This is a genomic window from Mycobacterium ulcerans subsp. shinshuense (genome assembly GCF_002355775.1).
GTDB lineage: Bacteria > Actinomycetota > Actinomycetes > Mycobacteriales > Mycobacteriaceae > Mycobacterium > Mycobacterium marinum.
On sequence record NZ_AP017624.1, the window covers coordinates 5,431,290 to 5,455,286 of the forward strand.

A 23,997-nucleotide genomic window follows, 5' to 3' on the forward strand; every position below is an offset into this window, starting at 1 on the left:
CGGATCTTTCGTAAGGTTTCAGACATGAGCCAGGCGTTTGGGGCAATCGACACCACTGACGGCGACACGTCGACGCGTCAGCGCATCCTCGCGGCCACCGCCGAAGTGCTGGCGCGCAGCGGCAAGACCAAGCTCAGCCTCTCCGAAGTCGCCGCCCAGGCGGGCGTATCGCGCCCCACGCTCTACCGCTGGTTCGCCTCCAAAGAAGAGTTGCTCGCCACGTTTTCACGCTATGAGCGCCAGGTCTTCGAAAGCGGCTTGAGCAAGGCCACCGCCGGATTGAAGGGCGTCGACAAGCTCGACGCCGCTTTACGATTCATCGTCGACTACCAATATTCCTACTCGGGCGTGCGGATGGTCGACATCGAACCGGAGCTCGTCATCTCCCAGATGTCGGGTGTGATCCCGGAAATGCGCGAAGGGCTGCAGCGGTTGTTGCCCGGCCCCAACGCCGCCGTCAAGGCGGCAACAGCGATCCGAATTGCCATCTCGCACTACATTGTTCTAAGCGATGACGCCGACCAGTTCCTCGCCCAGCTGCGCCATGCCGTCGGCCTCAAGGGCGGCTGAACGGAATCAATCGAACAGCACCGCGGGGTTGAGGTAGCCGGTCGGGTCCAGCGCCGCCTTGACGGCCCGCATCACCGCGATGTCGGTGTCCTCGCGGGACATCTGCAGATACGGTCGCTTGCGGCTGCCGATTCCGTGCTCCGGGCTGACATTGCCGCCGCACTGCGCGATGAGCGACATCATCTCCTGGTACAGCGCCGGCTCGCGCGGCACCGGGCAGCGCAGCACATTCAAATGCAGGTTGCCCTCGCCGATGTGGCCGAACAGCAGCGGAATCGCCTCGGGCACGTGCGCCGCGACCAACGTCGCCGCTGCGGCGGCAAATTCGCTGATCGCCGCCAGGGGCAGCGAAACGTCGAACTTCAGCGGCGGACCATATACACCCAACGCCTCGGCCAAGGATTCCCGGATGCGCCACAACCGTTGCTGCGCAGCAACATCCACGCCCACCGCCGGATCACCGCACAACCGTACGCCGTCGAGCAGATCGGCCAGCCGCTCGGTTTGGTCGTGGTCGGCGGCCAGTTCCACCAATAGCAGCCAGTCCCCCGGCACCGGAGCCGGCACCCCGAGATGCTCGCGGGTCAGCGCCGCGGCCCGGCCGTCGATCAGTTCCAGTGCCGCAATCCCGCCGACATCACGAAACACCCGGCCGGCTTCGACGAGTGCCTCGAGGTCGGCGAAGCCGCAGACCGCGGTCAGCCGGTGCGACGGGGTGGGGTGCAGCCGCAGGTCCAGCGCGGTGATGACACCGAGAGTTCCCTCGGCTCCCACGAATAGCGCCGGCAGGTCATAGCCGGTGTTGTCGCTGCGCACCAGGCTGTGCCGGCGTAACACCGAACCGTCGGGCAACGCCACGTCCAGGCCGACAACCTGCTCGCCCATGTTGCCGTAGCGGACCGTCCGCAGCCCGCCGGCGTTGGTGGATGCCATCCCGCCGACGGTCGCGGACTCCCGCGCCGACAGATCCACACCGAACACCAGTCCGGCCGCGGTCGCGGCGCGCTGCACCGCCGCCAGAGTCGCCCCCGCGCCCACCGCGACTCGGCGCTCGAGGGTGTCGACATCGGCGACGTCGCAAATCCGTTCGGTGGACAACAGCACGTCGTCGTGTTCGGGCACGGTCCCGGCGACCAGCGAGGTGCGGCCGCCCTGCACGGTGACGTGCGCCCCGGCATCCCGGCACACCCGCAGCACCTCGGCCACCTGATCGGCCGAAGCCGGGCGCACCAGCGCGCTGGCCCGGCCCCGATAGCGGCCGGTGTGGTCGACGCTGCGGCCGGCCAATACGTCCGGATCGGTGAGGACATGACTGGAACCAACCACATTCGCGAGACTGCGCAGCATGCTCGTGGTTATAGCAAGTGCTAAAACTGCTTGTGCGGCACGTCGGTGACCAGGCCCCCATCCATCACAAATTCGCTACCGGTCGCGTAGGACGCATCGTCACTGGCCAGGAACACGACGAAGGTCGACACCTCACGGGACTCCGCCGGTCGCCCCAGCGGAATGGTGACCATGTCGTCGGGCAGGTTGGCCGTCATCGGCGTCCGAATGAAGCCGGGGTGAATCGAGTTCACCCGGATGTTCAGCGGCGCCAACTCCAGGGCCGCCGACTTGGTCAAGCCGCGCACCGCCCACTTGGACGCGACATAGGGGTGTACCGCCGGCGCGCCGCGCAGGCCCTCGATCGACGACACATTGATGATCGAGCCTGAACCGGCAGCGGTCATGGGCTCGACCGCCGCCCGCATGCCTAGGAACGTCCCGGTCAAGTTGACGTCAATCACCTTCTGCCACTTGCCGAGATCGAACTTCTTGAGTTGCCCGAGCGCGACGATCCCGGCGTTGTTGACCAGCACGTCGAGCTTGCCGAACTCGTCGACGGCCGTCGCGACCGCGGCCTCCCACTGGTCGGGTTGGGTGACATCAAGGTGCACATAGCGCGCCGCGTCCCCGATCTCCTCGGCCAGCGCCTTGCCCTCCTCGTCGAGGATGTCGCCGATCACCACCTTGGCGCCTTCTTGCACCAGCAGTCGCGCATGTGAAGCGCCCATGCCCCGGGCGCCGCCGCTGATGAGTGCAACCTTTCCGTCTACCCGTCCCATGCCGTCGTGATCCTTTCGGTTAGTTGGAGACCATGGGCGTGTACAGCCTTTTACCCGTGATTAGGGGCAAGTCCAGTGTCGTCCTGATGCCCGGTGTCGCCGTGAGGACCGCCGGCATCGCGTTGACGATGCGGCCCGCGGCGCCGACGATGGCGGCGTGGTTGTGATCGCCGTTGCGGCTGCTCGGAACGATGTCCACGGCATAGGACGGCTCGCCGGTGATTTCGATGCGATAGGACCCTCCACCGGAGGCGGGTTGGGGCCAATCGGGTCGTAGGTCGGGCCGCAACCGGGTGATGTGCTCGATGACGATGGCGGCCTGCCCGTCGACCATGCCCCGGATCTCGAATTGCAGCACGGCTTGGGCGCCCTTGGCCACCGGCCCCACCGCGATCTCAAAATCTTCCGGCGCCGGTTCACGCTGATATGACTCGGTGATTTCGTCAACCTCGATACCCAGGCCGGCCGCCAACTGGCGGATCGCCGTCCCCCAGGCAATGCCGAGCACGCCCGGCTGCAGCAGCATGGGCACCTCGTCCAGGGATCTGCCGAACCCCATGTAGTGCATGACCTCTGCGCCGTCATAGGAGGCATAGTCGTGGATCTCCATGCAGCGCACCTGCTCGATGCGCTGACAGGTTCCGGCCAAGGCAAACGGCAGGAGGTCGTTGATGAACCCCGGGTCGACACCGGTGATGAAGATGCTCGAGTTCCCCTGCTCGGCAGCGCGTTGCACCCGGGCAATGTATTTGTCGGGGATAACGCCCCAGGGGTATTGCAGCAAGCCGGGCGAAGAGCCCACGACATTGCTGCCGGCCGCCAGGATGCGCATCACGTCCGCCATTGCGTCGGGCAGCCGGGTGTCTCCCATCGCGCAGTAGACGACGCACTCGGGCGCGGTGGCCAGCACCGCATCCAGATCGTTGATCGCCGCGATCCCGGTCTCGATACCCACCCCGGCGAGGTCGCCGGCGTCACGGCCCACCTTCTCGGGCGTGGATACACACACCGCGGTCAGCTCGAACGCCGGGTTGGTCACCAGCTCGCTCAGGTCCAGCCGCCCGACGTTTCCGGTTCCGACGTGAGCAACCCGGATCGCCATGGGGTGTCCTCCATCCCGCCGCAACGCTGCAACTTTTCTAGACAGTAGTCCATAATTCTTGGAGGTGACGAACGCCGTCGGCCCCTGCCGCAAAGGAGAGCCCCGATGACACAACGCCAGGACGTGCGGTTCCCCTGCGGCGAGGCATTGATCAGCGCGTGGCTCTACCGGCCCGCCGGCGCCGACCCCGCGCGCCCGGTGCCCATGCTGGTCATGGCGCATGGTCTGGGCGCGGTTCGCACCATGCGCCTGGACGCCTACGCACAACGGTTCAGCGCGGCCGGCTACGCCTGCCTGGTGTTCGACTACCGCAACTTCGGCGACAGCGAGGGCCAGCCCCGTCAGCTACTCGACATCAGAATGCAGCTGCAGGACTGGGCGGCGGCGGTGGCCTACGCGCGCACCTGCGACGGGGTCGACCAGGCCCGGATCGGCCTGTGGGGCACCTCTTTCGGCGGCGGGCATGTGATCGCGACGGCGGCCCGGCTACCGGGCATCGCCGCGGTGGTGGCGCAGTGCCCGTTCACCGATGGCATCGCCTCGGTGCTCGCGATCGCGCCGACCACGGCCATCCGTGTCACGGCGCGGTCGATGCGCGACCTCATCGGATCCCGGTTGGGCAGGCCGCCGGTGATGATTCCCACCGCGGGCAAACCGGGCGAGGTTGCCCTGATGACCGCTCCGGACGCCTACCCGGGCTACCTGGGCCTAATGCCGCAGGGCACCCAGGTGCCCAATGAGGTCGCGGCCCGGATCGGGATCAAGGTGCTTGGCTACCGTCCGGGACGCAGCGCGCGCAAGATCGCCTGCCCAATCCTGTTCTGCGTGTGCGAAACCGATTCCGTCGCGCCCGCCGGTCCCACCCTGCGCTACGCCGCCCGGGCTCCTCGCGGTGAGGTCATCCGTTATCCAGAGGGGCACTTCGCCATCTATCTCGGCGACGCCTTCGAACACGTAGTGGCCGATCAACTCGGCTTCCTCGACAAGCACCTGAAGCCGGCCGGCCAGCCCTAAGAGGTTGCCCAAACGCCGGAATTAACGGCGACACCGTTTTACCCTCTGATTGATACCTAATACCCGCGGTTCCGGGTTGGTCCTGATCGACCGGGCCTGGGCCCGGATTGCGGGGAAGGACGGGGAGATGTCGTACGTTCTCACAGCGCCCGACCTATTAGCGTCGGCGGCCACCGATGTAGACGGAATCGCCGCGACGCTCCAGGTGGCCAATTCGGCGGCCGCGGCCCCAACCTCGGGCCTGCTGGCGGCGGCACAGGACGAGGTATCGGCAGCGATCGCGAAGGTCTTCAGCGCCTACGGCCAGGAGTACCAGGCGGCCATCGCCCAGGCGTCGGCTTTCCATACCGAATTCACTCGCGCGCTGGCGGCCGCGGGAGCCGCCTATGCGCAAGCCGAAGCCGCGAAAGCGAGCCTGTTAACCGTCGGGGTGTCTGACGCGCTCACCGCCATCACCACACCGATCCAGTCGCTGTTGGGGCCGGCGGCCATCGGCACCGGAGGCGCGGGCAGCGCCGGTGCCCTCACCGCGGTCAGCTCGACCCTGATGGCCGATCCGGTAGTCGCGCTGATCATGGGCGGCACCAGCGTCCCACTGCCCGGGCCCGGCTACGTTTCGGACATCAACAACAACTACATCCAGCCGCTGTTCTCCGGAGCCATCCCACAAGCGTTGTTTACTCCCGAACAGTTCTGGCCGGCGACTCCCGGGCTGGGCAACTTGACGTTCAACCAGTCCGTCGCGCAAGGCGTGACGCTGCTGAACGACGCCATCAACACGCAGCTGGCTCTGGGCAACAAGGTCGTCGCGTTCGGCTACTCGCAGAGCGCCACCATCGTCAACAACGAAATCCTGGCGCTGATGGCGATGGGGACCGGTGCCCCCGACCCTGGCGACCTGTCGTTCATCATGGTCGGCGCCCCCAACAATCCCGACGGCGGCCTGCTGGCCCGCTTCCCGGGCTTCTACATCCCGTTCCTGGACGTGTCGTTCAACGGTGCGACCCCCGCGGCCAACCCCTACCCGACCTCGATCTTCACGGCGCAATACGACGGGATCGCGCACGCTCCGCAGTACCCGCTGAACATCCTGTCGGACATCAACGCCATCATGGGGTACTTCTACGTGCACGGGAATTACCCGGATCTGATGTCGGGACAAGCGATCCAGTTGCCGACGTCTCCGGGTTACACCGGCAACACCGACTACTACATGTACTTGACCCAGGACCTGCCGCTGGTCCAGCCGATTCGCGACATCCCCTATGCCGGACCACCGCTCGCCGACCTGATCCAGCCCCAACTTCGGGTGCTCGTCGACTTGGGCTACTCCGATTACGGACCGGGCCTGAGCTACGCGGACGTGCCCACCCCGGCCGGACTGTTGTCGGTGCCCAACCCGTTCGCCGTCAGCTACTACCTGCTCAAGGGGAGCCTGCAAGCGCCCTACGGTGCCGCGGTGGAAATCGGGGTCGAAGCCGGATTGTTGGGACCGGAGTCCTTCCCCAACACCTATCCATGGGTGCCCTCGCTCAACCCGGGCCTGAATTTCTACCTCGACCAGCCGAGCGTGACGCTGCTATCGCTGCTCAGCGGTGGCCTCGGAGACATATTTCATCTGATTCCGCCACCTGTCTTTCCATGAGTGGCTTCCATGAGTGGCACTAGCAAGAGCTTGCGGAAAATGCCGCGCTGGCCCGCGGATTCGCTCTACTGTCGGTTGCGTACCTCAGCTCCGCCGGTTCCGGGTTTGTCCCGGCCCAGCCGAGCGGCCCCGGTCTAGAAAGGGCGCGGATATGTCGTACGTGATCACGTCGCCCGAGATGTTGACGACCGCGGCAACCGACCTGGACGGGATCGGGTCGGCGATCAAGGCGACCAGCGCCGCCGTTGCGGGTCCGACCACCGGTGTGGCGGCCGCGGCCGCGGACGAGGTTTCGGGAGCCATCGCAAAACTGTTCGGCATGTTCGGCCAGGAATACCAGTCCGTCGTCGCGCAAGCCGGCGCATTCCAAACGGAGTTCACCCGGTTGCTGGCGACCGCGGGGGATAGCTACGCGATCACCGAAGCTTCCAACGCGCTTGGTGCGCTCAACACGCAAGCCCAGACGTTGCTGGGTGGGGCCTTCGGCACCGCCGCGGTGACTTCGGCGACGGGCCCACTGGCCGCGGGCACCCACGTCGCGTTCGTCATGGGCGGCACCGCAATACCCTGGCCCGACGCGACGTATGTGACGGCGGTCCAAGATCTCTTCATCGATCCCCATTTCCCGGGGTTCACCACACAGGTCCTCTTCACGCCGGAGCAACTCTGGCCAATTACCAGCAATCTGGGCAGCCTGACGTTCGGCCAATCCGTCGCCCAGGGTGTGGCCATATTGCGAGATGCGCTCAGTGCCCAACTCAGCGACCCGGCAAATACCGCCGTCGTCTTCGGCTACTCGCAAAGCGCCACGATTGCCACCAACCAAATACGCGCTTTCATGAGCCAGCTGAATCCGCCCAGTCCCAGCCAGTTGTCGTTTGTGCTGACCGGCAATCCGAACAACCCCGACGGCGGCGTCCTCGAACGCTTCAACGGTCTTTGCCTCCCGATTGTGGATGTGTTGTTCAATGGCGCGACCCCGCCGGATTCGCCCTATCCCACCGCCATTTACACCGCCCAATACGACGGCATAGCCAACTTCCCGCGCTACCCGCTCAATGTGGTGTCGGACGTGAACGCGATAATGGGCTTCCTTTATGACGAGCACTACTACGCGGGCCTGACGTCGAATCCGAACGCCATCGACTCCGGGCCCACCGTTGCCAACGCGGTGCAGCTGCCGACCTCGCCCGGCTACACCGGCAATACCGAGTACTACATGGTCCTGGCCCAGCATCTACCGCTCACCGACCCGCTTCGTCAGATCCCGTACGTGGGAACACCCATCGCCGATCTGATCCAGCCCTCCCTGCGGGTGATCGTGGACTTGGGCTACAGCGATTACGGACCGGGACAGAACTATGCGGACATCCCCACCCCCGCCTCGCTGTTCTCGCTGCCCAACCCGCTCGCGGTGAGCTATTACCTGGGTAAGGGCGCCGTGCAGGGGGTGCAGGCATTCATGGTCGATGAGGGATGGTTGCCGCAGTCCTACCTGCCCGACACCTACCCCTACGTGGCGTCGTTGTCGCCCGGGCTGAACGTTTATCTGGGCCAGCCGAGCGTGACCGGACTATCGCTGCTGACCGGCGCCCTGGGAACGGCGGCTCGCGACCTGGGATGGATTCCGTCCTGGGATCAGGGCTCCGGCGTTGTTGATTAGCAGGCTTGTGAGCTGGGGAATTGTGGATTGAGGAGGTCTAGGCGGCGGTTGGCGGTCAAAGCGGTGATCCGGCAGGCTTCGGCGATGTTGTCGGCGCCGTTGAGGCGGTGCAGATTGATCGCGGTGTTGCGTAGCGTTGCTAGGACCTGTGCGCCGTTTCCGGTATGTGCCCTTTGACGGTCTTCGTCGAAGGTGACGTCGCGTATCCAGTGCAGGCTGTTCTCGATTCCCCAGTGTTGACGCATCCAGGTCATGATCGCGGTAGGGCGGGCGTGCTCGAACGGCAGGCTGCAGATGGCATAGACCACCTCCACGCTGCGCTGGTCGGTGGCGGTGATCAAGCGTTCACGAGTGATCCGGATGATTTGTTTTGCGTAGGGGAAGCCGATTCCTCGTGCAGCGGTGATGATTTGCAGGGTGCGGGTCTCGACACGGCCGTGGCCGCGGGAGTCGTCGGTAGCGGCTGCGGGCACCTCGGCCCAGGGCAGCGCGGTGATACGCGCAAGTATTTTGGCTTGGTTGGACTTGACGATCATCAGGTAGTGCGACTTCAAGGTGGCGCAGATCAACTTCGCGGTGACGACCTGGGTATGCATCGCATCCACGGTGACCAGCCACCGCAAGCTACCCGGCAGCAGCGTGAGCAGGGCACGTACGCAGGGAATTTCATTGCTTTTCTCGGCGACAGCGAGTTGACCGAGCACCAATCGGGCACGGTGGGCGAACACCGACACGAGATGCGTGGCTGTCGCTTTGGCGCGTAAAGCACCACGCAGCATCTTGCCGTCCAACGCGATCGGCACCAATCCACTGGGGTCGCTGCTGGCCACGTGTGCAGTGAAGTAACTGCCCATCCTGGCGTTGAGGTCGGCGGGGTCTAGCCGAGACAAAACAGCACGGAAGGTCTTCTCACTGGGCCGCCGGAACCGGACCCCTAATTGGGCCAACACATCATCGGGAGCGGTGGCCGCCCATGTGGCAAAACCAGCATAGCCGCGCATCCCCGCGGCAGTGGCCAGAACCGCGATCGCCAACAAAGCCATCAGCGAATACCTCCGACCGCGTGGGTCCCTCGGGTCTGGCACCGAGGCCAACACATCGAGAAACTCCGATCCGATGAGCTCGCTGCGCTCACCAGGACTCCAGCGGTCGAACACCTCTGGAACCGACGACACAGGCAATACTGAAACGGTAGGCACGGGCAACTCCAGACCAACGACGAACAGTAACCAACTCGATCGTTCTCCAGATAGCCCGTGCCTACACTCCGGCCCCAATAGCGCGGCACCAAAGATCATCAACCCAGCTCACAAGCCTGCTAATCAACAACGCCGGAGCCCTGGTCCTGGGATTGATTCCCTCCGCGGTGCGCGGCGGCCGCGCATTCCAGCCGCACCGAAAACGAACGCACAATGTGCCATTGGCGTAAAAGCTTTTTTAAATCGCCCCAACTGTCGACTAGAACCGTTCTACGCTCGCACTAGAACTCAGGTTGCGTGATGACCGGGTTGAGTGTCGTCTCTGAACGACGGTGAAGCGCCCGGATTGCGGGGAAGGCGGCGATATGTCGTATATGCGAACCATCCCTGAATTCTTGAGCACGGCGGCCGCGGATATCGGCGGCATCGGATCGGCGCTCTCCGACGCCAGCTTGGCCGCCGCCGACCCGACGACCAACCTGCTGGCGGCGGCAGCCGACGAAGTGTCGACCGTCGTCTCGAAGGTATTCGGCGGCTACGGGCTGTCGGCCCAGGCGGTCCTGACCCAGGCAAGTGCGTTTCACAACGAATTCACCGAACTGCTGGCCAATGCCGGGAGCATATTCGCCCAGGCGGAGGTCGACAACGCCGAGGCACTGACGAACGCGGTGGGCGAATTCAGCGAGCCGTTCATACAGCTGTGGGACCCGGCTTATACCTATGTCGGCTCCAACATCGCCACCGGACCTAATCCGCAACCAAACGAGCCGTCGCTGACCTCCGAATTCGCGTTGATCATGGGCGGAACCTTCGACCCGCAACCGTTCCCCTTGTACGTGACGACCATCAACAACGCATTCATTTAGCCCTTCTTCCCCGGCGCGACCTCGGTGGGCCTGTCTTATCCCGCACAGTTCTGGCCGCTCACCTCGGGCCTGACGCTCAATCAGTCGGTCGCCGAAGGTGTCATCGATCTGAATAACGCACTCAGCGTGCAGATCAACGGGGGCCAGCACGTCATCAATTTCGGATTCTCACAAAGCGCGGTGGTGGCCACCCAGGAAATGCAGCGCCTGATGGCCCTGCCCGTCGACATGCGACCGGACCCCAGTAACCTGTCCTTCGTGCTGGCCGGCAATCCCGCCACCCCCAACGGAGGGATCTTCACCCGCTTCCCCGGAATGCACATCCCCTTCGTGGACTTGACGTTTACCTCGCCGACCCCGCCGGACACCCCTTACCCGACCACCATCTACGCCACCCAATACGACCCCACCAGTGATTTCCCTCGATACCCGCTCAACATCCTGTCCGACCTCAACACCTTGATGAGCCTCGGCCAACACGAGCTGTATCCGAATCTCGACGTCAGTAACGCCGTCCAGCTGCCAACCTCACCCGACTACACCGGCAACACCACCTACTACATGTTCATGACGAAGAACCTGCCGCTACTCGAACCGGTTCGCGCCATCCCCTTCATCGGCAACCCGATAGCCGACTTCATCCAGCCCGACCTGCGGGTGCTGGTGGACCTGGGCTATTCGGATTGGGGATCCGGCCAGGATTACGCGAACGTCCCCACCCCGGCCACGCTGTTCCCGATACCCAACCCCTTTGTGATCGGCACCGATCTGGTCATCGGGGCCGTGCACGGATCCACCGCCTTGGCGGTGGATCTTGGCCTGCTGCCGGCATCGGCGCTACCGAATGCCTATCCGTATCTTCCGTCCCCGGACACGGATCTGAATTTCTTCCTGGGCCAGCCGGGCGTCACCGACATTTCGTTGGTCACCAATGCCATCGGGCCGGTGCTGCAAAGGCTTCCGGCGATCAACCCCGGCTAGGAACCTGCCGACTTCACGACCCCAGCGGCGACTGGTTGCGAATGGATTCATCGCGAATGAGCCCGCGCAGCAAAGCGGTGCTGAACTCGGCCGCGATCTCTCTGGCCGTACGCCGACCGTGTGGCCGCAGCCAGCGGTAACTACCCAGCGTCATCCCGATATAGCCCAGCGCCACCACGTGCGAATCGCACTCGTAGAACTCCCCGCTGGCGATCCCGCGGTCGATCAGGCCATGCACGTGCTCGTGAACCTGGGCTTCCTTTTCGCGGACCTCGGCAACCTGCTCGGGGGTAAACCACTCGGCGATATAGGGCTGCTCCTGGAAGTACACCGCGGCGCGCTCGGGGTTGTCGGCGATTCCGGTGAGCAACCGGACGGTGTATTGATAGAGCGCCTCGCGAGCCGTCCACGACGGCTCGGCGTGCAACGCGCCCAGGGTGCCCTCGGCGGCCTGGCGGTAGATGTCGAACAGGATCAGCGACTTGCTGGCGTAATAATGGTAAACCGTCGCCTTGTTCAGCCCGATCACGTCGGCGACGTCGTCCATCCGAGTGCCGTGATAGCCTCTGGCAGCAAACAACTTAGTCGCTACTGCCAGCAACTCCTCACGACGTGAAAGTCCAGTTTCGGACGGCATTTGCCCTCGCTATCGTCACTGCCTGGCCGAGCCGGGCGGGCCACAGAATCAGGCATTTACCAATCAACTGGTTGGACAGTCTATGCAACGGCTGCACCGCCTGTTGCACCGGCGCGGTTGGGGCTAGACTCGCTAGCGGACGAAGTCGCGAGTCGAGAGGTGGAGTAATGGATCCGAGTCCTGACTACGACGCTAGCGACGAGATCGAGTTCTTCTTCAACTACCTGACGTGGGGCTTGCGCGGGGTAACCGACGGCAACGGCTACCCGCCACCGGCCTACCCGCCCGTCTAGGCGGCCCGAGCCGGGCCCGCCGAGCCCGGCTCTCGAGGCGCGCTACAGCGCCTTGAGTTCTTCGGCGACCTCCGTGACCGACTTCTTCGCGTCACCGAACAGCATCGTGGTTCCCTCGCCGTAAAACAGCGGGTTGTCGATCCCGGCGAACCCGGAGTTCATCGAACGCTTCAGCACGATCACCGACTTGGCCTTGTCGACGTTGAGAATCGGCATCCCGTAAATCGGGCTGGACGCGTCGTTGCGCGCCGCCGGGTTGGTCACGTCGTTGGCGCCGATGACGATCGCCACATCGGTGCGGGCGAACTCGTCGTTGATGTCGTCCATGTCCTTCATGGCGTCGTAGTCGACCTCGGCCTCGGCCAGCAGCACGTTCATGTGCCCGGGCATCCGGCCGGCGACCGGGTGGATCGCGTACTTCACCGCCACACCCTTGTCCTCGAGCAGCGAGGCCATGTCCTTGACCGCGTGCTGCGCCTGCGCGACGGCCAGACCATAGCCGGGCACCACGATCACCTGGTTGGCGTAGGCCATCTGAATCGCCGCATCGGCGGCCGAGGTGGCCTTGACGTGCTTGTCACCGCCGCCGTCAGCACTTGGAGACACGCCCCCGCCACCGAAGCCACCCGCGACGATCGCGGGGATGGAGCGGTTCATCGCCTTGGCCATCAGGTTGGTCAGGATCGAACCCGAGGCGCCCACGATCATGCCGGCGACGATCATCGCGGTGTTGTTCAGCGCCAGACCCGCCGCCGCGGCGGACAGCCCGGTCATGGCGTTGAGCAGCGAGATGACCACCGGCATGTCGGCACCGCCGATCGGCAGCACCACCATCAGACCCAGCACGCCGGCGGCGGCCAGCAGGCCGATCATCCACCACAGCGACACCCCGCCACTGCCCGGATGCGCATCCAGACCGATCACCACCGCTGCCACCACGGCCCCGACCAGCAGCAGCAGGTTGACCGGCTGCTGGGCCTTACCGAAGCCGATCGGCGCGCCGGAGATGAGCTCCTGCAGCTTGCCGAACGCGACAATCGAGCCCCAGAACGAGATCGACCCGATGATCGCCGCAAACAACGAGGCCACCACGATGTGCACGGTCGGCGACTCGCCGTGCTGGAACGCCGAGAATCCCTTGGTCTCGATGAACTCCGACAGCGCGATCAGCGCGACGGTGCCGCCGCCGACGCCGTTGAAGAACGCGACCAGCTGCGGCATCGCGGTCATCTTGGTCAACCGGGCCGGCGGCACACCCAGTGCGACACCCACGACCAGGCCCGCGATGATCAGCACCCACTGATCGGTGTGCCTGATCTTGACCAGCGTGGCGGCCACCGCAATAGCCATGCCCACCGCGGCGATCAGGTTGCCGCGCACCGCGGTCTTCGGCCCGGTCAGGCCCATCAAGCCGTAGATGAACAGCGAAAACGCCAGGATATAGAGGCCGATCGCCAAGTAGTTCATTTGGCGGCGGACCCTTCTGCTTTTTCGGCCTTGACGGCCGCGACTTTCTTCTTGCCCTTGAACATGCCCAGCATGCGGTCGGTGACGATGAAGCCGCCGATGACGTTGAGCGTGCCGAACACCACGGCGACGAACAGGATGATCTGTACCGCCAGCGACGGATGCTCGACCTCGCCGAACACCACTAGCGCGCCGAGCACGACGATGCCGTGGATGGCGTTGGTCCCCGACATCAGCGGGGTGTGCAAGGTGTTGGGCACCTTGGAGATGACCGCGAACCCGACGAACCCGGATAGCACCAGGATCGCCAGGTTGGCCAATAGCTCGTCGTACATCGTTGAGCAGTCCTCTCAGTCGTCGCCGCGGGTCACGCAGGAGTCCGCGATGACTTCGTCGTCGAAGTCCGGGGCCAGTTTGCCGTCGGTGAGCAACAGATCCAGCAGCGCGGTGATGTTCTTGCTGTAGAGCTCACTGGCGTGCTCGGGCATCGTCGCCGGCAGATTGAGCGGCGAGGCGATCGTGACATCGTGCTTGACCACGACCCGCCCAGGCTCGGTGAGTTCGCAGTTGCCTCCGGTCTCGCCGGCCAGGTCCACCACCACGCTGCCGGGCTTCATCGCCTCGACGGCGGCGGCGGTCACCAACCGCGGCGCGGGGCGGCCGGGAACCAGCGCCGTGGTGATCACCACGTCGAAACCGCTGATCGCCGCCTCCAGCGCCTTCTGCTGCTGGGCACGTTCCTCGTCGGTGAGTTCGCGAGCGTACCCGCCCTCACCGGCGGCATCGATACCGATGTTGAGCCACTGCGCACCCACCGAGCGCACCTGGTCTGCCACCTCGGGACGCACGTCGTACCCGGTGGTCCGGGCGCCCAGCCGCTTGGCCGTGGCCAGCGCCTGCAGACCGGCCACCCCGACGCCGAGCACCAAGACGGTGGCCGGCTTCACCGTGCCCGCCGCGGTGGTCAGAATCGGGAAGAACCGAGTCGATTCCGAAGCCGCCAGCAGCACGGCCTTGTAGCCGGCCACGTTGGCCTGCGATGACAACGCGTCCATCACCTGGGCACGCGAGATACGCGGGATGGCTTCCAGCGCAAAGGCCTGGACACCGGCTTGCTTCAACGCACCGATCGAGTTGTCGGCATTGCGGGGGGCCAGAAAGCCGATCAGGGTCTGCCCGCTGCGCAGCTTGCCGACCTCGTCGGCGCTCGGCGGTGCGACCTTGACGACTACGTCGGCGGCCCACGCATCACCGATGGTGGCGCCGGCTTCGGTGTAGAGATCGTCGGGCAGCAGCGCTCGCTCACCGGCGCCGGATTCCACCACCACGGCCACCCCGCTGTTCACCAGCGAGCCGACCGCCTTGGGTACCAGCGCGACGCGGCGCTCGTCGGGCGTGGACTCGGCCACCACGCCCACCGTCGTCTGCGGATCTGTCATGGCGCGTCTACTTTCCTCTAACTCTCCGGCGCGATTCATCTGCCGTTTTGCTCGGCTGCGCGCTTGGCTACCTTAACGTGTGCCAGCCGAAACACCGATTTGCGCTGTCCACGGGGAGCTGATCGCGAAGCATCAACTCAACGCTTGATGGTGCGCCGTTCACCCGGCCTCCGGTACCGGTCCAGGTGTTGTGGCGCCACAAGATGGCGTTGTGTTTTCCGCCGCGTCACACCGGCTGGCCGCTCACCACATCGGGATCTCTTGGCCGTGTTCAGCGGCCGGTCGCGGGCCGAAGAAGCGTCGCTGCGGTTCGGTGATCGCCACATTGTTGATGCTAGCCTCGCGGCGGGCCATCAGTCCCGAGGGGGTGAATTCCCACAGTTCGTTTCCGTAACTACGGTACCACTGACCCGTGGCATCACGCGACTCGTACTGGAACCGCACCGCAATGCGGTCCTCACCGAAGCTCCACAGGCTCTTTCGCAGCGAGTAGTCGAGTTCGCGCTGCCACTTGCGGGTCAAGAAGGCGACGATCTGTTCCCTGCCGACGACGTACTCGTCGCGATTTCGCCACCGCGAGTCCACTGTGTAGGCCAGGCTGACCCGCTGCGGGTCGCGGGTATTCCACGCGTCCTCGGCGGCCTGGACCTTCTGGGTAGCGGTTTCGAAGGTGAACGGCGGAAATGGGGGCCGGCTCTCAGTCATGGGGTTCATCGTGCGCCTCGACCGACGCGACACTGAAGCGGTTGCGCGGACACGCCGCAGCAAGTCGCAACCCCTTATGTCTCGCGATGGCCCCGCCGGGCCAGGGCTTGGCGGACCCGACGGACGACGTCTTCGGGTGCGTCCCCGGCGATCACCCGGATGACGATCCAGCCCAACTCGTCGAGCTTGCGCAGCCGCCACTGGTCGCGGGCATATTGCCGGCGGTCGAAGCGATGCTGGTCACCGTCATACTCGGCAGCCACTTGGTATTTCTGCCAGCCCATGTCGAGCACCGCGACCAGACGCCAGTTCTGGTGCACCGGTATTTGGGTGACGGGAACGGGCAGGCCCGCATCGATCAAGACCATCCGCAACCAGGTTTCCCGGGGCGAGGCGGCGCCCGCGTCGACCAGCGGAAGCGTGGCGCGCAGCCGCCGCAGCCCGCGCGCTCCCGAGTACCGCTTGGCGAGCAGCAGCACATCCTCGCCGGAGAACGCCGTCGACCGCATCAACGCGTCCAGCCGCGCCACCGACTCGCCGCCGGGTAGCTGCCGCCCCAGGTCAAAGGCCGTCCGCGCCAGCGTGGTCACCGCCAGCCCGGCAACACGCGTCACCTCGTCGGGCTCGATTCGCTGATTGCGCGTGATCACCCCGGCCGGGGGATGGGGGTTTCGCCAGATCAACTCGACCGGCTCGTCGTCGCCGATCCAGTCCGAGCCATGCAACCCGGCGGCCGCAAGCCCGCCCAGCACGCCCCGCCGGCCCGTCCATAGCCACGCCGCCTTGCAGCGCGTTCGAAACGACGGTGCGGCGTGGGCGGGCAGGTAGACGTCGGGGTAGATAGCGCGGAATTCGGTTCGCAGCCGATACGGGCTCAGCCTCCCCCGCCGCACCGCCTCGCTGCCCACGAACACGTCTTCGCTCCTGGCGGCCCTGGCCTCCCTGGCGTCCATGACCAGACCCTGGCAGGACCCGCCGACAGCCCCGCCCAGACTTAAGCCATTGCGATACCCAACGGCGTGTCTTGGCAGGCGTTTAAGTGTCGCGTTGACGACCTCAGATTCGGCGCCGTGACACGTGTCCTATCGTGGCGGAATAGACTTCGCGATGTCGGCCAAGGCCATCGATTACCACCAGCGGTTGTCCGACTTCATGACGGAATACGTATTTCCGGCCGAGGCGGATTACGACAAGTACCGCGAAGACGCCGGTCCGAACGATCACACCGTCCCGCCCGTCGTCGAGGAACTCAAGGCCAACGCCAAGGCGCGCGGCCTGTGGAACCTGTTTCTCCCGGCCGAGTCCGGCCTGACCAACCTGGAATACGCGCCGTTGGCCGAGTTGACCGGGTGGAGTCTCGAGATTGCGCCAGAGGCACTCAATTGCGCGGCGCCGGACACCGGAAACATGGAGATCCTGCACATGTTCGGCACCGACGAGCAGCGCCAGCAGTGGCTGGACCCGTTGTTGCACGGCGAGATTCGCAGCGCCTTCTCCATGACCGAGCCGGCGGTGGCCAGCAGTGATGCCCGCAACATCGAGACCACCATCTCGCGTGACGGCGCCGACTACATCATCAACGGCCGCAAGTGATGGACGTCGGGTGCCGCCGATCCCCGCTGCAAGATCCTCATCGTGATGGGCCGCACCAACCCCGATGCGGCCGCCCATCAGCAACAGTCGATGATCCTGGTCCCGATGGATACCCCGGGGGTGACGATCGCCCGGTCGACGCCGGTGTTCGGCTGGCAGGATCAGCACGGCCACTGCGAGGTGGTCTACGACAACGTCCGGGTGCCGGCCACCAATTTGCTCGGCGAAGAGGGAACCGGGTTCGCGATCGCGCAGGCGCGCCTGGGACCAGGGCGCATCCACCACTGCATGCGAGCGCTGGGCGGGGCCGAACGCGCGTTGGCGCTCATGGTGCACCGCGCCCGCAACCGGGTGGCATTCGGTCGGCCGCTGGCCGAGCAGGGCGTGGTGCAGCAGGCGATCGCCAAATCCCGCAACGAGATCGACCAGGCCAGACTGCTGTGCGAGAAGGCGGCGTGGACGATCGACCGGCACGGCAACAAGGAAGCCCGCCATCTTGTGGCGATGATCAAGGCGGTGGCCCCTCAGGTGGCCTCCGACGTCATCGACCGCGCCATCCAGGTGCACGGCGCCGCGGGCGTCAGCAACGACACCCCGCTGGCCCGCCTGTAGAGCTGGCATCGCGCGATGCGAATTTTCGACGGCCCCGACGAGGTGCACATGCGATCCATCGCACGTGCCGAACTCGGACGGGAAAAATCCGCGTTCGCGGCGGCGGTCACCTCCCATGGCTGAGACCGGTCCCGAACTTCCGGGCGCCTGGAATTTTCGCGACGTTGCCGACAGCACGGCGGCGCTTCGCCCGGGACGGCTGTTCCGGTCCAGCGAGCTGAGCGGTCTTGACGATCAGGGCCGTGCCGCCCTACGCCGATTCAAGATCACCGACGTCGCCGACCTGCGCTCGTCGCGCGAGGTCGCCCGGCGCGGGCCGGGGCAGGTGCCGGCCGGGGTCGACGTCCACCTGTTGCCGTTTCCCGATCTCGCCGACGACCAAGCCGGCACCGACGACAACGCGCCCCATGAGACGGCGTTCAAACGACTCCTGACCGACGGCGACGCGGGTGAATCCAGCGAGGCGATCGATCAGGTCGCCGCCCGCTACATGGCCGACGAATACCGGTAATTCCCGATGCGCACCGGGGCCCAGCGCGCGGTACACCGCGTGTTCACGCTGCTGGCCGCGGGGCGCCCGGTGCTCACGCACTGCTTTGCCGGCAAAGACCGCACAGGCTTTGTGGTCGCCACGGTGCTCGAAGCCGTCGGCGTGGACCGCGAGGTGATCCTGGCGGATTATCTCCGCAGCAACGACGCGGTTCCGCAGCTGCGTGACCGGATCTCGGAAATGATCCGAGAGCGCACCGACGTCGAACTGACGCCCGAGGTTGTGACCTTCACCAGGGCCCGGTTATCCGATGGCGTCCTCGGCGTCCGCCCCGAATACCTGGCCGCGGCATGGCAGACGATCGACGAGACTTTCGGCTCACTGGATGGCTATCTGGCCGACTCCGGCATCACCGAAGCCGACCGGCACCAGCTGCGCAGCGCGTTGCTCGGCTGACGCACCACGGGTCGGCGCTGACTGCTCCAAAAGCCCGAACGCGAGCGTGGAATCGCTTTACGCTCAACGGGTACCGGCATTGCGGGGTGAGTAACCGCCCCCGCTTGCCAGGGCTCCGGCGTTGTTGATTAGCAGGCTTGTGAGCTGGGGAATTGTGGATTGAGGAGGTCTAGGCGGCGGTTGGCGGTCAAAGCGGTGATCCGGCAGGCTTCGGCGATGTTGTCGGCGCCGTTGAGGCGGTGCAGATTGATCGCAGTGTTGCGTAGCGTTGCTAGGACCTGTGCGCCGTTTCCGGTATGTGCCCTTTGACGGTCTTCGTCGAAGGTGACGTCGCGTATCCAGTGCAGGCTGTTCTCGATTCCCCAGTGTTGACGCATCCAGGTCATGATCGCGGTAGGGCGGGCGTGCTCGAACGGCAGGCTGCAGATGGCATAGACCACCTCCACGCTGCGCTGGTCGGTGGCGGTGATCAAGCGTTCACGAGTGATCCGGATGATTTGTTTTGCGTAGGGGAAGCCGATTCCTCGTGCAGCGGTGATGATTTGCAGGGTGCGGGTCTCGACACGGCCGTGGCCGCGGGAGTCGTCGGTAGCGGCTGCGGGCACCTCGGCCCAGGGCAGCGCGGTGATACGCGCAAGTATTTTGGCTTGGTTGGACTTGACGATCATCAGGTAGTGCGACTTCAAGGTGGCGCAGATCAACTTCGCGGTGACGACCTGGGTATGCATCGCATCCACGGTGACCAGCCACCGCAAGCTACCCGGCAGCAGCGTGAGCAGGGCACGTACGCAGGGAATTTCATTGCTTTTCTCGGCGACAGCGAGTTGACCGAGCACCAATCGGGCACGGTGGGCGAACACCGACACGAGATGCGTGGCTGTCGCTTTGGCGCGTAAAGCACCACGCAGCATCTTGCCGTCCAACGCGATCGGCACCAATCCACTGGGGTCGCTGCTGGCCACGTGTGCAGTGAAGTAACTGCCCATCCTGGCGTTGAGGTCGGCGGGGTCTAGCCGAGACAAAACAGCGCGGAAGGTATTCTCACTGGGCCGCCGGAACCGGACCCCTAATTGGGCCAACACATCATCGGGAGCGGTGGCCGCCCATGTGGCAAAACCAGCATAGCCGCGCATCCCCGCGGCAGTGGCCAGAACCGCGATCGCCAACAAAGCCATCAGCGAATACCTCCGACCGCGTGGGTCCCTCGGGTCTGGCACCGAGGCCAACACATCGAGAAACTCCGATCCGATGAGCTCGCTGCGCTCACCAGGACTCCAGCGGTCGAACACCTCTGGAACCGACGACACAGGCAATACTGAAACGGTAGGCACGGGCAACTCCAGACCAACGACGAACAGTAACCAACTCGATCGTTCTCCAGATAGCCCGTGCCTACACTCCGGCCCCAATAGCGCGGCACCAAAGATCATCAACCCAGCTCACAAGCCTGCTAATCAACAACGCCGGAGCCCTGCCCCGCTTGCCAGGAGGGACAGCGCGTTGTCGTACGTAGTTGCGCAACCGCCGGCAATAGCGGCGGCGGCTACTGAGCTGACGGGTATCGGTTCGGCCCTGAGTGAAGCCACGCCGCTGCGGCGGGCCCCACCACCGCGATCCTGTCGGCGGCCGCCGACGAAGTGTCGACCGCCATCGCGCAACTGTTGGGCACGTTCGGCGCCGAATATCAGGGGATCAGCACACAACTGGCCGCGTTTCACGCGCAGATCGCTCAGCGGCTGGCCACGGTTGCGAATTACTACATCAATGCCGAAGAAATCAACAACGCCGCCCTGCTAGAAGAAGCGACCGCTGGACTTTATTCGCCGAATTCGCCGCCGACTGTGCCGGCCGTGTTCAACGACTACGTCGCGATCGCCATGGGCGGAACCGGAACACCAATTCCTTCGACCAGTTACCTCGACGCCGTCAACACGCTCTACATTCAGCACATTGCGCCCGGCGCGATCGCCAAAGCGCTGTTCACCCCCGAACAGCTGTACCCGATCACCGGCGTCAAGAGCCTGCCCTTCCAGACCTCGGTGCAAGAGGGCCTGAAAATCCTCGACATCTCGATCTGGAACGAAATCAATGCCGGAAACCATGTGACGGTTTTCGGCTATTCCCAAAGCGCGGTCATCGCCTCGCTGGAAATGTAGCATTTCATCTCCCTGGGCCCGAATGCCCCCGACCCCAGCCAGATCAATTTCATCCTGACCGGCAACGAGATGAATCCGAACGGGGGCATCTTGGCGCGTATCCCCGGTCTCAATGTCGCGAGCCTGGGTCTGCCGTTCTACGGGGCGACGCCGGACAATCCCTACTACACGACGACCTACACCCTCGAGTACGACGGCTTCGCCGACTTCCCGCGCTACCCGCTCAACGTCCTGTCCGACGTCAATGCCGTGTTCGGCATTCTCACGGCGCACCGAACCTACCCGGACCTCACTCCCGAACAGATCGCCTCGGCCACGCTGCTGCCGACCGAAGGTCCGACGACGGGCACCTATTACATGATCCGCACCGAGAATCTGCCGCTACTGGACCCGGTGCGCGCGATCCCCGTGATCGGAGAGCCGCTGGCCGCCCTGGTCCAGCCGGACTTGAAGGTGCTGGTCAACCTCGGCTACGGCGACCCGAACTACGGCTACTCAACGAGCCCGGCAAACGTTCCCACCCCATTCGGCCTGTTCCCGGACGTCTCCCTGCAGGTTGTCGCCGATGCGCTGGTCGCCGGAACACACCAGGGCATCAACGACTTTGGCGCCGCCCTGCCGACCGCTTTGAGCACCACACCCCAGATCGCTCCGCTGGAATTCCCGCCGTACGTGCAGTCGGCGCTGCCGCCCGCGCCGCCGCCGATGCCGGCCACGCCGATCAACATCGCCAACACGCTTGCCTCTGTCGTCTCGACCGGCTACTCGGTTCTGCTGCCGACCGCGGACATCGGTCTGGAATTCGTCACCAGCCTGCCCGCCTACAACCTCACCCTGTTCCTGAGCCAGCTGGCGCAGGGTGATCTCCGGGCCGCGATCGAACTGCCGCTGGCCGCCACGTTCGGGCTGGGCGCGCTGGGCGGCATGATCGAGTTCATCGCGGTGATGGAAGCCGCGGCCGAGATCGCCCAGGATCTGCAGAGTCTGTATCTCTAGTGGCCGCTCGGCGCCAAACGTCCGACAGACCGGCGAGACGGACTTAGGCTAGCTGGGCCACCCTTGCCAACCCTGGTTGTTGGGAGGACGAACGAACCCATGACGTACGTGTTCGTTGAACCAGAGACCATCACCACGATGGCCGCGGATCTCGAGGGCATCGGTTCGACGATCGACGCCGCCAGCGCCGCGGCCGCCGGCCCGACGTCAAGGCTGGTGTCCGCTGCCGCCGACGAAGTTTCGACGGCCATTGCCGGCCTCTTCGGCGGTTACGGCCAGCAGTACCAGGCCGTCGTCGCCCACGCCGCCGCGTTTCATCAGCAGTTCACGCAGACCGTGGCGGCCGCCGGGCTGGCCTATGCCCAGACCGAGGCTTCGTCGGTCGCCGCAATCTCCAACGCATTAGAAGCGTTTGGGACACAAGCCCATTCGCTGCTGGAAGGTGGCAATGCCGCGGCATCGGCCACGCCGTCCGCCTCGATCACCACCACCCCACTGACGGGACCCACGGTTTCGTTGGTCATGGGCGGCAGCGGGAACCCGTTGCCCGGGCCCGACTACTTGGCGGACTTCTTCAACTACATCACCCCGCAATTCGGTGTCACCACAAGTCAGGCACTGTTCACTCCCGAGCAGCTCTACCCGCTCACCGGCGAGAAGAGTCTGCCGCTGGCCATATCGGTGAGCCAGGGCGTCCAGATACTGCACAACGCGATCCTGGGTCAGATCGCCGAAGGCAACAGCGTCGTCGTCGGCGGCTATTCACAAAGCGCGATCATCGCTTCTCTGGAGATGCAAAATCTCGCGGCCATGCCGCCCGGCACCGCTCCGACCGCCGACCAACTCGGCTTCTTACTGCTGGCCAACCCGATGAACCCCAACGGCGGCCTGCTATCGCGCTTCGCCGGCCTGGCTCTGCCCAGTCTGGGCGTGGACTTCTACGGCTCCACCCCCGCCGACACGATCTATCCGACCTCGATCTACACCCACGAATACGACGGGTTCGCCGACTTCCCGCGCTACCCGCTCAACATCGTGTCGGATCTCAACGCCATTGCGGGCATAGCGTTCGTGCACACCGATACCCCGACGATCAATCCCGAGACCCTTCCGCCCGGCGACCTGATCAAATTGGACACGTCTGCCGATTACACCGGTAACACCTCGTATTACCTGATCCATACCGAGCGACTGCCACTGTTGGAACCGCTGCGGTTCATCCCGGTAGTCGGAAATCCGTTGGCAGATCTACTGCAACCGGATCTGACGACGATCGTCAATCTCGGCTACGGAGATCCCCGGTACGGCTACTCGACCGCGCCGGCCAACATCGAGACACCGTTCGGCCTGTTCCCGGAGGTCGACCCGAAGGTGGTCGCCCAACAGCTGGTCATCGGTACTCGGCAGGGATTCCACAGTGCCGCACACGATTTGGTCGCACCGCAGCCATCACCACCCACCCCGCGCCTGTTCCTGGACATCCCCAATCCGCTGGCGTCGATCGCGTTGCCACCGCCGGCCAGCTTGGTGGCACCGACGTCAATCGACGGCTTCATCAACGCCCTGCAGACGGCAAACACAACTGTCACCAACGCTTTCACCGACGTCCTGGCAACCAGCTACGCGAAGCTGCTGCCTACCGCTGACATCATCAATGCCGGCCTCACCACGGTTCCGTCCTACAACGTCAATCTATTTCTGGATGGGATCGAGCAGGCGGTCGATGGCGATCCCATCGGACTGATCAACGCCATCGGGTATCCGATCGCGGCCGACGCGGCGTTGCTCGGACTGGCGGGCGCCCTTGAAGCCCTGGTGCTCTTGGGCGCCATTGTCACCGACTTCTAGCCGCCTACCAGCGGTAAAGCCCGGGGGCGAGACTCCTCCCGAAAATGCGACGCCGGGGTTCTCGCTCCCGCTAGGCTACTGAAACCGCCCCGCCGCCATTGCGAATTGCCGGCAATTCGCAAGGCAGCAACAGGCCAGAAAGCTTGGGTCGTCGGGA

18 protein-coding genes and 4 pseudogenes are annotated in these 23,997 nt (G+C 64.9%); 11 read left to right on the plus strand and 11 right to left on the minus strand.

Annotated elements, in window-relative coordinates; all coding sequences use genetic code 11:
• Nucleotides 1-24 precede the first annotated feature (24 nt).
• Complete coding sequence (locus SHTP_RS24170) at nt 25-570, plus strand: TetR/AcrR family transcriptional regulator (RefSeq protein ID WP_096372019.1); 546 nt, start codon at nt 25-27, stop codon at nt 568-570.
• A 6-nt stretch (nt 571-576) separates the two neighbouring features.
• Here the strand turns inward: SHTP_RS24170 and SHTP_RS24175 are convergent, their stop codons facing one another.
• From SHTP_RS24175 to SHTP_RS24185, 3 genes are read right to left on the minus strand one after another with little or no spacing between them, the layout of a single operon-like run.
• Nucleotides 577-1,917 (minus strand): FAD-binding oxidoreductase, encoded by a 1,341-nt coding sequence (locus SHTP_RS24175; protein ID WP_096372020.1) that lies wholly within the window; start codon nt 1,915-1,917, stop codon nt 577-579.
• A 20-nt stretch (nt 1,918-1,937) separates the two neighbouring features.
• Complete coding sequence (locus SHTP_RS24180) at nt 1,938-2,678, minus strand: glucose 1-dehydrogenase (protein WP_012392366.1); 741 nt, start codon at nt 2,676-2,678, stop codon at nt 1,938-1,940.
• Nucleotides 2,679-2,697: 19 nt separating this feature from the next.
• Nucleotides 2,698-3,780, minus strand: coding sequence for an NAD(P)H-dependent amine dehydrogenase family protein (locus SHTP_RS24185; protein ID WP_096372021.1), 1,083 nt, complete (start codon nt 3,778-3,780; stop codon nt 2,698-2,700).
• A gap of 105 nt (nt 3,781-3,885) precedes the next feature.
• Here SHTP_RS24185 and SHTP_RS24190 point away from each other — a divergent pair, with 105 nt between their 5' ends.
• The 3 genes from SHTP_RS24190 (at nt 3,886) to SHTP_RS24200 (ending at nt 8,102) form a co-directional block, all read left to right on the plus strand.
• Entirely contained in the window at nt 3,886-4,794 is a 909-nt protein-coding gene (locus SHTP_RS24190) for an alpha/beta hydrolase (protein ID WP_015354157.1), read from the plus strand.
• A 127-nt stretch (nt 4,795-4,921) separates the two neighbouring features.
• Nucleotides 4,922-6,439 (plus strand): PE family protein, encoded by a 1,518-nt coding sequence (locus tag SHTP_RS24195; RefSeq protein WP_096372645.1) that lies wholly within the window; start codon nt 4,922-4,924, stop codon nt 6,437-6,439.
• A gap of 151 nt (nt 6,440-6,590) precedes the next feature.
• Nucleotides 6,591-8,102: a PE family protein gene (locus SHTP_RS24200; protein ID WP_096372022.1), complete on the plus strand. Its 1,512-nt coding sequence runs from the start codon at nt 6,591-6,593 to the stop codon at nt 8,100-8,102.
• Here SHTP_RS24200 and SHTP_RS24205 read toward each other — a convergent pair.
• Nucleotides 8,099-9,301 (minus strand): ISAs1-like element IS2404/ISMul1 family transposase, encoded by a 1,203-nt coding sequence (locus tag SHTP_RS24205; RefSeq protein WP_420811867.1) that lies wholly within the window; start codon nt 9,299-9,301, stop codon nt 8,099-8,101. The two genes, SHTP_RS24200 and SHTP_RS24205, sit on opposite strands and share 4 nt — an antisense overlap.
• A gap of 365 nt (nt 9,302-9,666) precedes the next feature.
• Here SHTP_RS24205 and SHTP_RS30560 point away from each other — a divergent pair, with 365 nt between their 5' ends.
• Both SHTP_RS30560 and SHTP_RS30565 read left to right on the plus strand, forming a co-directional pair.
• Nucleotides 9,667-10,167 (plus strand): PE family protein, encoded by a 501-nt coding sequence (locus SHTP_RS30560; protein ID WP_231991211.1) that lies wholly within the window; start codon nt 9,667-9,669, stop codon nt 10,165-10,167.
• Nucleotides 10,168-10,188: 21 nt separating this feature from the next.
• Nucleotides 10,189-11,148, plus strand: a pseudogene (locus SHTP_RS30565) (PE-PPE domain-containing protein); the annotation flags it as partial.
• Nucleotides 11,149-11,161: 13 nt separating this feature from the next.
• Here SHTP_RS30565 and SHTP_RS24215 read toward each other — a convergent pair.
• Nucleotides 11,162-11,785 (minus strand): TetR/AcrR family transcriptional regulator, encoded by a 624-nt coding sequence (locus SHTP_RS24215; RefSeq protein ID WP_011742251.1) that lies wholly within the window; start codon nt 11,783-11,785, stop codon nt 11,162-11,164.
• Between the two features lie 167 nt (nt 11,786-11,952).
• Between SHTP_RS24215 and SHTP_RS24220 the strand changes: the two genes are divergently transcribed.
• Nucleotides 11,953-12,078 (plus strand): hypothetical protein, encoded by a 126-nt coding sequence (locus SHTP_RS24220; protein WP_012392360.1) that lies wholly within the window; start codon nt 11,953-11,955, stop codon nt 12,076-12,078.
• A gap of 42 nt (nt 12,079-12,120) precedes the next feature.
• Here SHTP_RS24220 and SHTP_RS24225 read toward each other — a convergent pair whose 3' ends face one another.
• From SHTP_RS24225 to SHTP_RS24245, 5 genes are all read right to left on the minus strand, one after another.
• On the minus strand, nt 12,121-13,545 hold the full coding sequence (locus tag SHTP_RS24225; protein ID WP_096372023.1) for an NAD(P)(+) transhydrogenase (Re/Si-specific) subunit beta: 1,425 nt from the start codon (nt 13,543-13,545) through the stop codon (nt 12,121-12,123).
• Nucleotides 13,542-13,880, minus strand: a complete 339-nt coding sequence (locus SHTP_RS24230) for an NAD(P) transhydrogenase subunit alpha part 2 (RefSeq protein WP_011742254.1) — start codon at nt 13,878-13,880, stop codon at nt 13,542-13,544. Before SHTP_RS24230 ends, SHTP_RS24225 begins: the two co-directional genes overlap by 4 nt.
• A gap of 15 nt (nt 13,881-13,895) precedes the next feature.
• Nucleotides 13,896-14,984, minus strand: a complete 1,089-nt coding sequence (locus SHTP_RS24235; protein WP_096372024.1) for a Re/Si-specific NAD(P)(+) transhydrogenase subunit alpha — start codon at nt 14,982-14,984, stop codon at nt 13,896-13,898.
• Between the two features lie 243 nt (nt 14,985-15,227).
• Nucleotides 15,228-15,689, minus strand: a complete 462-nt coding sequence (locus tag SHTP_RS24240; protein ID WP_096372646.1) for a nuclear transport factor 2 family protein — start codon at nt 15,687-15,689, stop codon at nt 15,228-15,230.
• Between the two features lie 74 nt (nt 15,690-15,763).
• Nucleotides 15,764-16,642: a hypothetical protein gene (locus SHTP_RS24245; protein WP_096372025.1), complete on the minus strand. Its 879-nt coding sequence runs from the start codon at nt 16,640-16,642 to the stop codon at nt 15,764-15,766.
• 154 nt (nt 16,643-16,796) lie between these two features.
• Here SHTP_RS24245 and SHTP_RS24250 point away from each other — a divergent pair.
• Both SHTP_RS24250 and SHTP_RS24255 read left to right on the plus strand, forming a co-directional pair.
• A pseudogene (locus tag SHTP_RS24250) lies at nt 16,797-18,017 on the plus strand (acyl-CoA dehydrogenase family protein).
• Nucleotides 18,010-18,840 (plus strand): annotated as a pseudogene (locus SHTP_RS24255) (tyrosine-protein phosphatase). Before SHTP_RS24250 ends, SHTP_RS24255 begins: the two co-directional pseudogenes overlap by 8 nt.
• Before the next feature lie 128 nt (nt 18,841-18,968).
• Here SHTP_RS24255 and SHTP_RS24260 read toward each other — a convergent pair.
• Complete coding sequence (locus SHTP_RS24260; RefSeq protein WP_420873048.1) at nt 18,969-20,171, minus strand: ISAs1-like element IS2404/ISMul1 family transposase; 1,203 nt, start codon at nt 20,169-20,171, stop codon at nt 18,969-18,971.
• A 169-nt stretch (nt 20,172-20,340) separates the two neighbouring features.
• Between SHTP_RS24260 and SHTP_RS24265 the strand changes: the two are divergent.
• A pseudogene (locus tag SHTP_RS24265) lies at nt 20,341-21,992 on the plus strand (PE family protein).
• A 99-nt stretch (nt 21,993-22,091) separates the two neighbouring features.
• Complete coding sequence (locus SHTP_RS24270; RefSeq protein WP_096372027.1) at nt 22,092-23,840, plus strand: PE family protein; 1,749 nt, start codon at nt 22,092-22,094, stop codon at nt 23,838-23,840.
• Nucleotides 23,841-23,997 lie beyond the last annotated feature (157 nt).